General features: G+C 36.9%; 16 protein-coding genes. All 16 read right to left on the bottom strand.

What is annotated here, in order from left to right; all coding sequences use genetic code 11:
* Positions 1–32: 32 nt before the first annotated feature.
* The 16 genes from dut to ASG38_RS03490 all read right to left on the bottom strand — a co-directional run bounded on the left by dut (position 33) and on the right by ASG38_RS03490 (position 14,996).
* A complete protein-coding gene (gene dut, locus ASG38_RS03565) occupies positions 33–467 on the bottom strand; it encodes a dUTP diphosphatase (RefSeq protein ID WP_056067214.1) in 435 nt (144 codons plus the stop codon).
* 27 nt (positions 468–494) lie between these two features.
* Positions 495–1,958 (bottom strand): lipopolysaccharide biosynthesis protein, encoded by a 1,464-nt coding sequence (locus ASG38_RS03560; RefSeq protein ID WP_056067407.1) that lies wholly within the window; start codon positions 1,956–1,958, stop codon positions 495–497.
* Positions 1,959–2,102: 144 nt separating this feature from the next.
* A complete protein-coding gene (locus ASG38_RS03555) occupies positions 2,103–2,915 on the bottom strand; it encodes a T9SS type A sorting domain-containing protein (RefSeq protein WP_056067212.1) in 813 nt (270 codons plus the stop codon).
* A 78-nt stretch (positions 2,916–2,993) separates the two neighbouring features.
* Positions 2,994–3,851 carry an ATP synthase F1 subunit gamma gene (gene atpG, locus ASG38_RS03550; RefSeq protein ID WP_056067210.1) on the bottom strand — a complete coding sequence of 286 codons (858 nt, stop codon included), beginning with the start codon at positions 3,849–3,851 and terminating at the stop codon, positions 2,994–2,996.
* 99 nt (positions 3,852–3,950) lie between these two features.
* Complete coding sequence (gene atpA / locus ASG38_RS03545; protein ID WP_056067208.1) at positions 3,951–5,528, bottom strand: F0F1 ATP synthase subunit alpha; 1,578 nt, start codon at positions 5,526–5,528, stop codon at positions 3,951–3,953.
* 37 nt (positions 5,529–5,565) lie between these two features.
* Positions 5,566–6,099, bottom strand: coding sequence for an ATP synthase F1 subunit delta (gene atpH, locus ASG38_RS03540; RefSeq protein WP_056067205.1), 534 nt, complete (start codon positions 6,097–6,099; stop codon positions 5,566–5,568).
* A gap of 1 nt (position 6,100) precedes the next feature.
* Positions 6,101–6,592 (bottom strand): F0F1 ATP synthase subunit B, encoded by a 492-nt coding sequence (locus tag ASG38_RS03535; RefSeq protein ID WP_056067204.1) that lies wholly within the window; start codon positions 6,590–6,592, stop codon positions 6,101–6,103.
* An 81-nt stretch (positions 6,593–6,673) separates the two neighbouring features.
* Entirely contained in the window at positions 6,674–6,874 is a 201-nt protein-coding gene (atpE, locus tag ASG38_RS03530) for an ATP synthase F0 subunit C (RefSeq protein WP_044401428.1), read from the bottom strand.
* Between the two features lie 40 nt (positions 6,875–6,914).
* Positions 6,915–8,063: a F0F1 ATP synthase subunit A gene (gene atpB, locus ASG38_RS03525; protein ID WP_369814293.1), complete on the bottom strand. Its 1,149-nt coding sequence runs from the start codon at positions 8,061–8,063 to the stop codon at positions 6,915–6,917.
* Positions 8,064–8,194: 131 nt separating this feature from the next.
* The gene (locus ASG38_RS03520; protein ID WP_235498558.1) at positions 8,195–8,482 is read right to left on the bottom strand and encodes a hypothetical protein; all 288 of its coding nucleotides are present in this window, start codon (positions 8,480–8,482) and stop codon (positions 8,195–8,197) included.
* A 95-nt stretch (positions 8,483–8,577) separates the two neighbouring features.
* A complete protein-coding gene (locus tag ASG38_RS03515) occupies positions 8,578–8,805 on the bottom strand; it encodes an AtpZ/AtpI family protein (protein WP_056067199.1) in 228 nt (75 codons plus the stop codon).
* Positions 8,771–9,181: a polymer-forming cytoskeletal protein gene (locus tag ASG38_RS03510; protein ID WP_056067197.1), complete on the bottom strand. Its 411-nt coding sequence runs from the start codon at positions 9,179–9,181 to the stop codon at positions 8,771–8,773. Before ASG38_RS03510 ends, ASG38_RS03515 begins: the two co-directional genes overlap by 35 nt.
* A 3-nt stretch (positions 9,182–9,184) precedes the next feature.
* Entirely contained in the window at positions 9,185–11,848 is a 2,664-nt protein-coding gene (locus tag ASG38_RS03505; protein ID WP_056067195.1) for a tetratricopeptide repeat protein, read from the bottom strand.
* Between the two features lie 188 nt (positions 11,849–12,036).
* Complete coding sequence (locus ASG38_RS03500; protein ID WP_056067193.1) at positions 12,037–12,732, bottom strand: ABC transporter ATP-binding protein; 696 nt, start codon at positions 12,730–12,732, stop codon at positions 12,037–12,039.
* A 37-nt stretch (positions 12,733–12,769) separates the two neighbouring features.
* A complete protein-coding gene (locus tag ASG38_RS03495; protein ID WP_056067191.1) occupies positions 12,770–14,242 on the bottom strand; it encodes a DUF5687 family protein in 1,473 nt (490 codons plus the stop codon).
* Between the two features lie 55 nt (positions 14,243–14,297).
* Positions 14,298–14,996 carry a hypothetical protein gene (locus ASG38_RS03490; protein ID WP_056067189.1) on the bottom strand — a complete coding sequence of 233 codons (699 nt, stop codon included), beginning with the start codon at positions 14,994–14,996 and terminating at the stop codon, positions 14,298–14,300.
* Positions 14,997–15,021: the final 25 nt, after the last annotated feature.

Genomic DNA, 15,021 nt, shown 5'->3' with positions numbered 1-15,021 from the left:
TAAAGTTGGAAATCCAACCGTGTTTGTTTTATTTATTTTACTCCTGTACTTCCAAATCCACCTTCTCCTCTTGATGTTTCAGACAGTTCATCTGCTTCCAGCCAGACTGCTCTTTCATGTTTGGCTATAATGAGTTGAGCAATTCTTTCGCCGTTTTCGATTACAAAAGCTTCATTTGATAAATTTACTAAAATCACTCCAATCTCACCACGATAATCCGCATCGACTGTTCCCGGAGAATTGAGTACGGTTATTCCTTTCTTTGCAGCTAATCCGCTACGTGGACGTACCTGCGCTTCATAGCCTACCGGCAATTCTATAAAAAGCCCGGTTTTTACAATAGCTCTTTCTAACGGGCCCAGCGTAACGGGTTCAGAAAGATTGGCTCTCAGGTCCATTCCGGCTGAAGCCAGAGTTTCATAGTTTGGTAACGGATGCTGTGATTTGTTTATGATTTTAATTGTCATCAGATAAAAGGGTAAAATTATTATGTCTTAGGCTTTTCTTTTAATAATGCGAAGAATAGTTTCTTTTTCGTTGTAATATATGAAATACATGAATGCAATCAACATTGGGATTCCCACCCAATAATTTTCACGATATCTGTAAAAATAAATGAATGAGAAAAGAATAGAGATTATCAGATAACCGCCTATTGCTTTTTTATCATACGGAATCGGATAGTATTTATTGCCCCACACATACGATATAAACATCATGCTGCCATAAGCTGCAATGGTTGCAATTGCCGAACCGTAGTAGCTAAACGGCGGAATGAGCAGGTAATTCAACACCAGGGTTATGACTGCACCAATAATGGAAATATAGGCTCCTATATGCGTTTGGTTGGTAAGTTTGTACCAGACAGAAAGATTAGTATAGATGCCAAGAAAGAAATTAGCCAAAATAATCAGCGGCACGACTCCCATAGCATCCCAAAATGATGAATCACGAATCATGACTAGCTTTAGTACATCAGCAAAAACAATTACTGCCAATGTCATTAAAGACCCAAATATTACAAAGTATTTTGTAATTGTTGCATACGTCTGTTTTGCATTTTCATTGGAGGCATGGCTAAAAAAGAACGGTTCAATGCCTAAAGTATATGCCGTACGAAACAGTACCATAAAGAGCCCTAACTTATAACAAGCGGAATAAATACCTACTTCTGCTTCGGCAATATCTGGCGGAAGCAGGTATTTTAATAATATCTTATCAAACTGGTCATTAATGGCAAAAGCAATACCGGCAATCATGATTGGAAAACCGTAACGCAGCATTTTTTTCCATAGTTGGAAATCAAAATGCCAGCGAACATGCATATAGTTGGGCAAAAACACCAACAAGGTCAGTAAGCTTGCGACAATATTGGAAACAAAAATATAGCCAACCTGAAAATCCTCAAAATACAAGGAGCTTACAAAGCTTTCAGGATTCTGTTGGGCAATTTTGGGAAGATAAATCAGGAAGAACAGGTTCAATCCTAAATTTACGGCTACATTCCCAATCTTTACCGCGGCATAGAACATTGGCTTCTGTCTGGCCCGCAGCTTCGAAAAAGGAATAATTACCAGGGCATCGAGCACTAATATCCAAATGACATAGGTTACATACTGCACCTCAATATCAATAAATTCTGCTACTGAAGTTCTGAAAAGAAGGGCAAGAACCAGAAAAAGAATGCTGGTCCAAAAAATAGAAACGGTTGATGTTTCTACCACTGTTTTTTTATCGTCTTCGGTATTATAAAACCTGAAAAAGGCCGTTTCCATTCCGTAGGCCAGAATGACATTAAAAAAAATAAGGTATGCAAAGATAATATTGACCTGACCATATTCTGCTTTTGGTAACAGTTCCGTATAAAGCGGCACCAAAAAAAAGCTAAACATTCTTGGTACAACTGTAGCAAGTCCGTAAATCGCTGTCTGCTTGAAAAGATTTTTGTATAAGCTCAAAATAGGTTTGGTCAAATTTATTTAACAAAAATAGCTAATTCTTTGATTTCAGAATCAATTTTATGTAGCAGTTTCACATAAAATATCAAACAAAAAGGTCGGCAACAATAAGTTGCCGACCTTTTAGAAAATCAGATATTGTGATTATTCTTTAACCAATTTAAAATTGTGTTGTCCGCCTTCAGCAAATAATTTAACTACATAAGTTCCTGCAGAAAGTTTGCTGGTATTCAATTGGAAATCTGACTGACTTGCCTTTTGTGATAGAACTTCTTGTCCCAAAAGGTTATAAACCCTAACATCTTGTATGTCTGATTTATATTTTACGTTTAACACGTCTTTTGCCGGATTAGGATATACCGCTAAAGAATTCAAATCGAAAGAGTTTGTACCTAATGCCGCTACATTTACAGTAAAGTCCAATGCTTGTCCATAAGAATCCAAAACTAATTCAAAATCAGGAAAGTCAAAAGCAATAGCACAAGGTGTAGGATATAATACAATACCTTCCAATTCATCCGTCCAAACCTTAATAACACGGATACGTGTATTACCTACCGCTGCTGTCGAAGGAACCTGTATAGATGTTGAGGCTATGGCACCATCATTTCCCGTAGTACCGGTCAGCTTACCGATATAATAGTACTCTCCTGTATCAGTTAAAAGCCCATTTTGATTCCAATCCACATAAGCAATATATTCATTATCATAATCTCCATGAGAATTCCCTTGTACTTGAATCGTATAAGACTGTCCAGGAGTTACATTCGCAACTGTAGAAGTATGGTTTAAAAGTATTGTCGTCGCATCTGAATTTGTAATAGAAGCGCCTGCAAAATTTACTGAAGTTATTTCTTCCACATCTTCAACAACTGTAATATCACAATAAGGGTTTGGAAAGTTTTGAGCATACGCTCCAGCCCCAAAAAGGGCTAATAAAAAAGTAATTTTTTTCATAATAGATTATTTTGATCAATTACGAATATATAAAAAAAGCCAGCAAATGCTGGCTTTTTATCTAAAAATTCATCTTTTTTATGCATTTAAAGCTTCGGCTCCTCCAACAATTTCTAAGATTTCGTTGGTAATAGCAGCCTGACGTGCTTTGTTGTATGTCAACTTCAATTGGTTTCTCAATTCCGTTGCATTGTCAGTCGCTTTGTGCATTGCTGTCATACGGGCTCCGTGCTCTGAAGCAAAAGAATCTCTGACTGCTTTATACAATTGTGTCTTCAATGAACGTGGAATCAATTCTTCAACGATTTGTTCTTTTGATGGTTCAAAAAGGTAATCTACCTGATTTTTACTTTCTGCCTTTACCGGAACGATTGGTAAAAACTGCTCCGTAATGATAACCTGAGTTGCAGCATTTTTGAATTGGTTATATACCAGTTCAATCTTATCATAACTTCCCTCAGCATATAGCTTCATCAATTCTTCCGCAATTTCAGCAACATTATGGAAAGTCAAATTGTCGAAAACGCCATTATTATTCATAATTACGTTATTTGTCTTTCTGACAATGTCGTTGCCTTTTTTACCGATAGTAACAAAATCAACCTGCTTTCCTGCATAGTTTTGCAAAAGGTTTTTAGTTTCTTTTACAACGTTAGAATTGAATGCACCACACAAACCTCTGTTTGATGTAATCACAACAATAAGAACTTTATTTACAGGTCTTTGGTCAGAATATTTTCCGCCGCTTTCCCCATCAAGTGAAGCGCTAACATTTTGTAGCAATTCAGTTAATTTTTCAGCATAAGGACGCATTGCCGTAATGGCGTCTTGCGCTTTCTTAAGCTTTGCAGCAGAAACCATTTTCATCGCCGATGTAATCTGCATCGTTGATGAAACGGAAGTAATTCTATTACGGATTTCCTTTAAGTTTGCCATTTTTTATTAGTCTAAAAGTCCCAAGTCATAAAGACAAAAGTTTATTGAAACACCACCTATCTGGCTTTCGACTTTTGTCTTTAAGACATTTGACTAATTTTAGTTATATTTCGCTGATACTTCTTTAGCTACGTTCTCAATAACGTCAGTAATCTTGTCATCAAGTTTTCCAGCTTTCAAAGCATCAAGAGTATCTCTATGTTTGTTGTTCATGAATTCCAGGAAGTCTTTCTCGAATTCTTTTACTTTATCAACAGGAACGTTTCTCAATAAGTTTTTAGAACCCGCATAGATAATAGCAACCTGATCTTCAACAGTATAAGGATCGTTCAAACCTTGTTTTAGGATTTCAACGTTTCTCTTACCTTTTTCAATTACGTTTAATGTAACGGCATCCAAATCTGAACCGAATTTAGCGAACGCTTCCAATTCACGGAATTGTGCCTGATCCAGCTTCAAGGTACCAGCTACTTTTTTCATCGATTTGATTTGTGCGTTACCTCCAACACGAGATACAGAAATACCTACGTTAATCGCAGGACGAACTCCAGAGTTGAACAAATCAGACTCCAGGAAAATTTGCCCGTCTGTAATCGAAATTACGTTTGTTGGAATATAGGCAGAAACGTCACCCGCTTGTGTTTCAATGATTGGCAAAGCTGTCAATGAACCACCACCTTTTACGATTGGCTTCAATGAATCTGGCAAATCGTTCATGTTTTTAGCGATGTCATCATTATTGATAACCTTACAAGCTCTTTCTAACAATCTTGAGTGAAGGTAGAAAACGTCTCCAGGGTAAGCCTCACGTCCTGGTGGTCTTCTCAAAAGAAGAGAAACCTCACGGTAAGCTACTGCCTGCTTAGACAAATCATCATAAACAATCAATGCCGGACGTCCAGAATCTCTGAAGTACTCACCAATAGCTGCACCTGCGAAAGGAGCATAAACCTGCATCGGAGCCGGGTCAGAAGCGTTAGCAGCAACAATGATTGTATAAGCCATTGCTCCTTTTTCTTCTAATGTTTTTGCAATTCCTGCTACAGTCGAAGCTTTTTGTCCGATTGCAACATATATACAGAATACAGGCTGACCTGCATCATAAAATTCTTTTTGGTTCAGGATGGTATCGATACAAACGGTAGATTTACCAGTCTGACGGTCACCAATTACAAGCTCTCTTTGTCCACGTCCAACCGGAATCATCGCATCGATAGCTTTAACACCTGTTTGTAATGGTTCAGTTACAGGCTGACGGAAGATAACTCCAGGAGCTTTTCTTTCCAATGGCATTTCATATAGTGTTCCGCCAATAGGTCCTTTACCATCGATTGGCTGACCTAGAGTATTTACTACACGTCCTACCATTTCTTCACCTACTTTAAGCGAAGCAATACGTTGTGTTCTTTTTGCTGTAGAACCTTCTTTGATTCCTGTTGATGGTCCTAAAAGAACGACACCTACATTATCTTCTTCCAAGTTCAAAACGATACCTTCCATACCGTTATCAAATTCTACAAGCTCACCGTATTGAACATTTGAAAGCCCGTACACACGAGCAATACCATCTCCAACTTGAAGTACTGTTCCAACTTCTTCCAGCGTAGCACCAGATTCAAAACCTGATAATTGCTTTTTTAATATTGCTGAAATTTCAGCAGGTTTGATTTCCGCCATTTTGTTTTATAATTTATACACTTTTCGTGTGGTAAAACTAATTACTAAACTCTCTTTTTAAAACTTGTAATCTGTTGGCAATTGAAGCATTGTATTGCTTATCGCCTATTCTTAAAATAAATCCTCCAATGATAGATGGATCTACTATATTTTGAATTGTAATTTTCTTGTCTGAAAATTCTTTGATTTTCTCAGAAACTTTTGCTTCCAAAGCTGAATCCATTGGAATGGCTGTAGTTACTTTAGCCACTTCAAGTCCGTTCATTTCATCAAACTGAATTTTGTACTGTGACGCAACATCAGCAAGAATTTCAAATCTTTTGTTTTCGAATAGCAAGTGGAAAAGACTTTTAGTCACTCCGTTTACATTTGCGAAAACTTCTGTCAGGGCAGCTTCTTTAACACCAACTCCAATAGTAGGATTAAGGATGAAGGTATTAAGCTCTTCATTACCTTCTATTGTTGATGCAATTGAAGCCATATCATTATAGACATCCTGCGCTGCACCATTGGTTAGCGCCGAATCTAAAATTGCTTTTGCGTATCGGATTGCTGCTCTAGTTCCTGACATATTAGTTCAATTTTACGTCACCTAACATTTTCTCAACCAATTTGGTTTGAGCTTCTTTGTTAGACAATTCGTCTTTCAATAATTTTTCAGCAATTTCAAGAGACAATGATGAAACCTGAGATTTCAATTCAGCCATAGCTGCATTCTTCTCCGCTTCGATAGCAGTTTTTGCCTGCTCAATCATTCTTTCTCCCTGAATTTGTGCTTCGTGTTTAGAATCTGCAATCATTTTGTCTCTCATTTCACGAGCTTCTTTCAATAAAGCATCACGCTCCATACGAGCTTCGTGTAAGATACGCTCATTGTCTGCAGTAAGGTTTTGCATTTCCTTACGCGCTGCTTCAGCAGATGCCAATGCGTTGTTGATTGATTCCTCACGTCCTTTTACAGCTCCTAAAATAGGCTTCCAAGCGAATTTTCTTAAAAGAATAAAGAAAACTATGAAGATAATTGTTGTCCAAAAAACTAAACTCTCTGGTGCAGTAAAATTCATAAACTTATATATTTAATTTGTTTGTCGTTTTTAAAAAACTTCCTGAAACCAACCGTTTCAGGAAGTTTTGTTTACTTTAAATTACTTTGCAATTAATGCAACAACTACTGCGAAAAGAGCAACACCTTCGATAAGTGCAGCTGCGATAATCATAGCAGTTTGAATTTTTGAAGTAGCTTCTGGCTGACGAGCAATAGCATCCATTGCAGATCCACCAATTTTTCCAATACCAATACCTGCACCAATTGCAGCTAATCCAGCACCGATTCCAGCTAATACCATAGTAATAAATTTATATAGTTAATAATTAATAAAACTCAAATTAATGGTGGTCGTGCTCTTCAACAGCCTGACCGATAAACAATGCCGACAACAATGTGAAAACATAAGCCTGCAATGCAGCAACCAACATTTCAAGGACACTCATGAACAATACGAATGCACCGGAAACCGGAGAAATCGCAACTGTTTTAAAGATGAATATCAATGAAACCAAACTTAAAATGATAATGTGACCCGCAGTAATGTTCGCAAATAAACGAATCATCAAGGCGAAAGGTTTTGTAAGCATACCAATGATTTCAATAGGAACCATGATTGGGTATAATGCTTTTGGAACCGGAGGAAGCAAAATGTGTTTCCAGTAATATTTGTTTCCGCTTAGCGTAGTTACTATAAAAGTAATCAATGCCATTACGAAAGTAAAGAATATGTTTCCTGTCAGGTTTGAGCTGAATGGGAAGAATGGAATCAAACCGATAAGGTTGTTAATCCAGATAAAGAAGAATATCGTTAAAAGATATGGCATGTATTTCGCATATTTTTTGTGCCCGATATTTGGAATAGCAATGTCGTCTCTCACGAAAGTAACCAGTGGTTCCAGGAAACCTGCCAGTCCTTTAGGCGCCATGTTGTTTTTCTTGTAAGAACGTGCTACAGCAGAGAACAACAAGAAAAGTACGATCGCCGACATTAGCATCGAGAAAACGTTTTTAGTGATTGAGAAATCCAAAGGTCTTGCTTCAAAATTAAAAGCACCTTTGTCTTCTTCTGTCAGTTTTTCAAATTTATCTGCGTAAAAAATCACTTCATTATAACGAACGAATTCCTGTCCGTTTGCAGATACTACGTGATGTCCTGTATTATCGTGGTGAAATTCTTTTGAAGAAAAAATCGTCAGTCCGTTGTTTGTCCATAAAATAACAGGAAGGCTGAACGAAATTGGATGGCCATTCCAATCTGCAATGTGGAAATCGTGCGAATCTCCAATGTGTGAGTTAATCAACTCACTTGCATTAAACTCTTTCTCCTCATGGGCATTTAATTCTTTGTGGCTTCCGTGTACCGGATTTGCCGCTTCCGTTTTAACATAAATACTGTCAACCGTTGTACTGCCGAAGCTTGCTAAGGGAATACACGCTAAAAAAGCAGCCAGAATGAATTGGAGTGGTTTATTTGAAATTACCATTATTAAATTGTGTATCTAATTTTACGTTTCAAAAATTTTTGCAAAGGTACATATTTAATTCATACTTGAAAATATATCAATATAATTTTTAGTTATTTGGCTTTTGAATAATAATTCTTTAATATTCAAAGGAATTAGCGATTGTTTATTAAACGAATTGCAAAAAAAGTTTCAAAAAAAAGGAATAGGAAATATGGGATAAAAAAGGCAGTGACATCGATTATCGGGTCATTTACGTCAGCCTTTATTAATGGGATAAGAAAAACTACAGCCGCCATCATCTTGATAACACTCCCTGCAAGGAATGCAAAACCGGTCTTATCAAAAAAATTTTTGTTTACAAAAAGAAGAAAAAGATAGATTAGCAGGGTTGCTGCGATATGGAAAGTGTAGATGCTCCATACCTGATAAAAAAATGCCATATCCGGAAATAGTTTTTCCGTGATAAAATATTGCGCAATAAAAAGGATTACTGAAAAGGGAATAAAATACTTTAAAAAAGCGAAGAGCCTGTGCATTATTTTTTGTTTAGATTTTTTACCTGCCGGATTACATTATATAGTGCTATAAAAACAGACAAAAGCGACAGAACAATTGTCCAGGTTGAAGAGTTATTTGAATATTTTTCGTCAAGCCACATGCCCAGATAGGTGAAAGCAAAAATGATAATTCCCATCTGGAAGGGAATATTCATCAATGCTGCCCATTTGCTAAGCGATTTTTTCTTCTGGTCGTTGTTTTCCATCACCCGGATTTAAGTTTTTCACATTGGCCTTCATCGTACAGGAAGCACTAAATTCTGCTCCTGGTTCAACAGACAGCTTTCCTACGATAACTTCTCCGTAGATTTTTGCTTTGGCTTTTACGTTCAGGATTTCCATGACTTCAATCTTGCCGTCAAATTTTCCTTCTATGTCGGCATTTCTGCAAATAATGTCGCCAATTACTTTTCCTGCCGGGCCAATGACAATTTTTCCTTTTGACTGGAAATTTCCTATGAGCTCACCGTCAAGACGGAAATCGGCCTGGGAAATGATGTCTCCTTTTATTATGGTTCCTTCAACAATCCTGTTGGTTTTTCCTAAAAGGTCTGTGTAGGATTTGGGATTCTTATCAAACATCTTTTACGGTTTTTTGATTGTTAGGTAATCGGCAAGATTTTTCTTTATCTGAACAACTTTATAATTTTCATTGGATATGATTATTGGGTTGTCAGGAATCTTATAGTCTTTGTAATCTTTTAGGATTGAGGCAATGTCTTTTGCATTCTCTTCTGTCTTGATTCCGTGAATTGTAACAAAACTTTCATTTGCGGTATAGACGTCAAAAGACATGGACAGTTTGTCTACTGTTCTTTCCGAAACAAACTTCTTTATTTTATCCTGAAGTACTTTCGTGTTTTTCTCATCCGGATTTGGTCCTACCTTATATAGTATTTTCCAGCTTATCGGAATTTCTTTGTCAAAAGCTATGGCTTCCATTTGCGGAATATTAGTTGCCAAAAGACTTTCTGCTTCTTTTCCTTCTTTACTGTTTGGGTAATTCAAAGCTACATAGTTTAATGCGCCTTTGTATTCTTCAAGCCCTTTCAGCTTTCCGGTTGTGTTGGCTTTAAGCAATTCTATTTTTGGTATGATATCTTCTCCTGCATACAGCTCAATAAGCGCTTCACTTTCTTTCATGACTGCCTGATATTGGCCCGCTTCGTAAAGTTTGAACAATTTGTTATAAGCAGCATCGGGTGTGTCATTGGCTTTTGTCAAATCTGAAGCAGATGTTTGTAAAATAGTGGCATAGCGGGATTCCGGATATTGTGACAGGATTCTCTGTCTCATTGCTTCTGCCTTCTGCTTGTCTGTTACTTCATAAATTTTGAAAAGATTGTACATTGATGGTAAAATCAATCTTTCTTCCGGGTCATTTTGCAATAATTTTTCGAGCCTACCTGTCGCTAGCTCGTATCTCTTGAATTTGTCCTTATAAATAAGACCCAATTGATAGTATGCAAAGTTTCTTTCTTTAGCAAGACTGTCGATTACTTTCTGGTCTGTAGGCAATTGCTTCAGATAATAATCTACCGTATATCTCACATCAATTTTGTCTTCCTTTTTAGTGTCGCCTTCTTCATTTGAGGCTACGCTGTCATCAGTAACATCATCGCCAAATCCAATCTTGGTTTTTCCTTGAGATAGTCTCCAGTTGTCTTTTAATGCTCTATTGCCCCATGTTTTACGGAATTCATTTTTTCCATAAGCAACAGTACTTGGATTATAGTAATAGAAGTTAGACGACGCAATTGAACTTCCTACTCCCGGAGGTGCCATGTTCATTTCATCTGCCAGGACTGCTGCCTCTCTGCTTTTACTGCCAAATTTTGCGGAACGCTTCATGGCTTCTTCATCATTTCCTTCAGAGTCTTTCATTAAAACAGCTGTTCCCGGTTGTCCATTATTTACCACTAAAGCTTTTTTGGCCTTCTCTTCATCTTCTTTTTTCAATCGAGCGATTACGTCTTCAAAAAAGCTTTTTTTACCATCGTCTGATAAAGAGACAACATGAAGTATGCTGTCATTTGTTTTAGCAATGGCTTCGTATTTGATAACGTCAACCAGATTTTCTCTTTTCTTTTTGATCGCTTTATATTCTCTGGTTCTGTTGTCCATACGAACCATAGTACTGTCATAGTATTGACCTGCAACAGAATATTTGGCATCATTGAAATAAATTTCTGCCAGATTTCTGTAATTGGAAGCAATTTGGTAATTGTCCTGAGAATTGGCCTTTAATGATTTATTGTAATATTTTTTAGCGATATTATCTTTTTCGAGATTATCGTAGAATAGTCCCATCTGGTGGTTGACTATATCCAGATAAGGTCTGTTTTCGCGATCTTCCAGTAAATCCTTGTATTTTTTTACAAAAGCCAACGTATCACCGGATTTGAAATCAAAATGTTGTGCCTGCTTGGCATGAGCCTGAATAACATAACGGCGAGGTGCTTTTCTTCTCATATCAATTACCGATTGGTAGGCAGCCATGGCACTGTCTGTCTTCTTCTCACTATCGTAAAGCTGCCCCAATATGAAATGGTATCTTGCTTTTTCCTCGTTTTCTCTGGTATATTCGATGGCCAGTTTTAGTCTTGATATAGCACTGTCTTTTTCTTCAATATTAAGGTAAGCCTGAGCCAGAGTTGCATTCGCATCAGCAAAAATCTGGTCTTTGAATTTTATTTCCTGCAAAAGCTTACGAAGGTTTTTTACCGCCAATGCATCATTTTCCATACGCATATTGGTTTTTTCTCTCCAGATTTTTGCTTCGTAAATCTTATCGCTGTTCGGATATTTATATAAGATATAGTTGAAAGCTTCTAAAGCCGGTACAAATCGCTGGTCATAATAACGTGCCTTTCCAAGCAAAAGGTGAGCTTCGTCAATTTGCGGATTTTTTTCTCCACCTTCAATATACATGGAGTGTTTCTGGATGGCTTTATTGGCTTTGGTTTCTGCGCGTTCAAAATTGGGATTCTTTTTATCACCCGGAAGCATCGTTTCCTGGGTTGGCTGCATCCTTTCTACCGGAAGAATTTCCCAAAAATTGTCCTTATATTGTGCTTTCAGTTCGTTTATTCCGGCCTGAAGCGCAATATCGCCATTATACAAAATATTGTATTCAGTGCTGAGGGCGTGCATATTTCTGTTCACAAAGTTATTTTTCTTGGTAGAACAAGCTACCAAAAAGGCAAAAAGGCAAAACAGAATGACGTATTTAAGTATGTTGGTTTTCAATGTAAAAGCGTTTTATTCCTTAACTTTTAAAAATCGATTTTAGTATAATGACTGGTAAAAATACGTTTCTTTTTGATATAGGGAAAAAAATAGGTGATTTTTTGCTAATCCGGATAGCTGTGGCTCCTAAAACGACCTGACTTTATGGGTAAAAAAAGGCTCCGTAAAACGGAGCCTCTATACTAAAACTAGACAGCGAAAAATCGTTCTAGCTCTTCTAATGTTTCAGATGATGTTTGTATGTCTTTTACTATTTCTCCTTTTTGCAGGGCAACAATCCTATTGGATACCTCAACCGTGTGAAGCAGGTCATGGCTTGAAACCAGCACCGTAATTTCAGGATTGTCTGCTAATTCCTTGATTATCTTTTTAAGCCTGAACTGAGTTGTCGGGTCAAGATTTGCAAAAGGTTCATCCAGTATGATAACTTTTGGATTACCGATTAAAGTAGCAATAATCCCTACTTTTTTCTGGTTCCCTTTTGAGAAGTCACGAATGTATTTTTTGCTGTTCAGGATTTCCCCATTAAAAAATTCTTCATATTTCTGCAATAAGGCGTCAACATCAGCTTTATTTTGTCCGCGCAAATCACCAATAAAATAGAAATATTCTTCCGGAGTCAGGTAGCCAATCAGGAAGCTTTCATCTAAAAAAGAAGCCGTTAGTGATTTCCAGCTTTCGCTCTGGTCTACCCTAAAACCGTTATTGACTATTTCTCCGGTTGTAGGCTGTATCAAGTCAAGAAGCAAACTGAAAAAGGTTGTTTTTCCTGCTCCATTATTCCCTACTAATCCAAAACTTTCTCCTTGTTGTATTTCAAGGTGGTCTATTTTTAATACGGTTGTTCCGTTATATGTTTTTGAAAGATTTTTTGCTTGTATCATTTTTCGATTTTTATATCGTTAGACTTTGTTCTTTTGATTATGCTTTTTGCTTGTAGGCTTCCAGCGTTTTGTATTTTTCTGTCTTGTAGACTCTCTCAATCAGGTTAAAAACTTTGTTTTTTAGAGCAAAGCCAAGAATACCTGTCAGGGCAACGAGAGCCAGTCCTGTTGTTGGGTTAATCAGGTAATACCCCAATGCATAGATAATCATAGGTAATAACAGTTTTGGCAAAGAGATAAGCATGGTTTTTACATTAAATGCTTTCTTGTCACCAAAGGCACCTTTGCTGGAACCCAAATCAACCGGTGTTTTTGTATAGGCACCGCCCAACAATACCAAATGAGAGTTGACACCAATATTATAAATAGCTCCAACAACAATAACCAGGTATACTTCGAGTCCAAAATAAAGATAGAAAGAAGCAGCAACCGTTGAAACCGCCGTTGCAATAACAATCAGCCACCATTTTGAACTAAGGTATCCTTTATAAGGAATATTTTGCGTCATCATCAACGGATAATAAGCACTATCCCAACTTGGTACGAATTGACCGAAAGTGAATAAAAAACCACCTGTTACAAAAATTCCGGCAAACATGTGCATCATCGGATTGTCATAGGATTCTATTCCGCTTGCAAAGAAAAGCAGTCCGTAAAAAAGAAACAGGAGACTCATAAAGATTGTAGTCTTGGAACGCTTGTTACGCTTTATCAGGCGTATGTCATTTTTAAGAAACGTACCAATAGTTCCGAACTGGTTAAGCCAGGTATACTGTTCTGTTTTGGCAACGCTATGCTTTGATGAAAGTCCCGTATCCAAATGCAGATTCTTTTTAAAGAAATTAAAGGTAATTGCATACAAAGCAATCAGCAAAAATACCGGTATCAGAAAAATATACCTGGTATCAAATAATCCCTGATAGAAAACAGAAGTATAATTAGTTACATCAAACAAGTCATAGTACTGCATGGTTCCTAAAACCAGTACAAGTCCGATAAAGATTAAAAAAAGATAATCTTTATTGTTGAGCAATATATTAAGGAAGTTGTTAACATATACCAAAGCCATCAATCCAATGTGCCAAAGAATAACGCTCACAATGTCATATCCTTCCATAATCAGTACGATTGAAAAAGGCACGAAGAAAAAGCAGTGTACGAAATTAAAAAACGACAGTACCGTTTTGCCTAAAGCAAAATTTACAATGGTTGATTTCTTAATTGGCAGAGTGAGCAACGGCCGAATATTCATGACCGGAATTTTCTGCAGAAAAAGTCTCATTATCAAATCAAAAAGAAAATAATAAATCAAAAATTGATTGACGGTCACCAAAGGGTCAAGGTGTAATTCTTCTTTGATAAGATAAAACGCGCCAATCCCCATAAAAAGAAAAATCAGCGTGAAATAAATGGCCCCAAAAATCATTAATATTTTTAAGGCAAGATTGGTTCTGAATGAAGCGGAACGGAAAAAAGCCTTCCATTCCAGCATAAGAAATTTTTTAAACATAGTTTATGGTTGGGTTTTTAAGAATTAGTAGTGCAATCAGTACAAACGTTACAGCTTATTTTGACATTTCATACTCCGGATAGACACTTCCCATTTCCTGTACGATTTTTGGATACACGATTTTCCAGTGTACATATTGTAATAAGGCAAACAATACCAGTAGTATAGCACCAAAAATGGCTATTCCCCTATGCCATCCATCTTCACCAATTGTTACTGATAAATTAATCAGTTGCATAGGCAAAAGTGTAATCGGGTAGACATCAAAAGCATCAACCATTTGCTCAAAAAACCATTTTTTTCCTGTTTCCTTTTCTTTCTGCTTTTGGGCCTTATGAATTTTGCGGCTTTCTATAGTGAATGCGATACCAATAATGGCTAAAATACTGAGGTAAAGGTATTGGGTGTCCTGCAGTTTTTCTGAAAGAAAATATAAAAAATACATCGATGAAACGGTCAGGATAATTTTAGGCAGCCTAAAAAATTCTTTATAATGCTTCCAGATAATCCTGCCGTATTTTTTTGATAAAAACCGGCGGCGTTCATCCACAACATCCATAAATCCAAAAATCCCGAATTTTTTGAATTCCAGATCCAGCGCTTCCTCAAAGGTCAGTTTTGGATTTTCTTTCCACCTGTCCTCAATGGAATTTGCCAAATGGTCTACCAATTCTGATTGCAGGTCATACCATTCTACAAAATGCTGGCGTGTGAAAAGGTATAGTTGATTTGTTTGCTGTTTGTTTAATTTCATAGAAACAGGGATTTATACTTCTGTT

Origin of the sequence: Flavobacterium sp. Leaf359 (genome assembly GCF_001423985.1) — a bacterium.
In the GTDB taxonomy this organism is placed as follows: Bacteria; Bacteroidota; Bacteroidia; order Flavobacteriales; family Flavobacteriaceae; genus Flavobacterium; species Flavobacterium lindanitolerans.
Note: the sequence above shows the minus strand (reverse complement) of the source record. Positions and strands in the feature narration are given on the sequence as shown.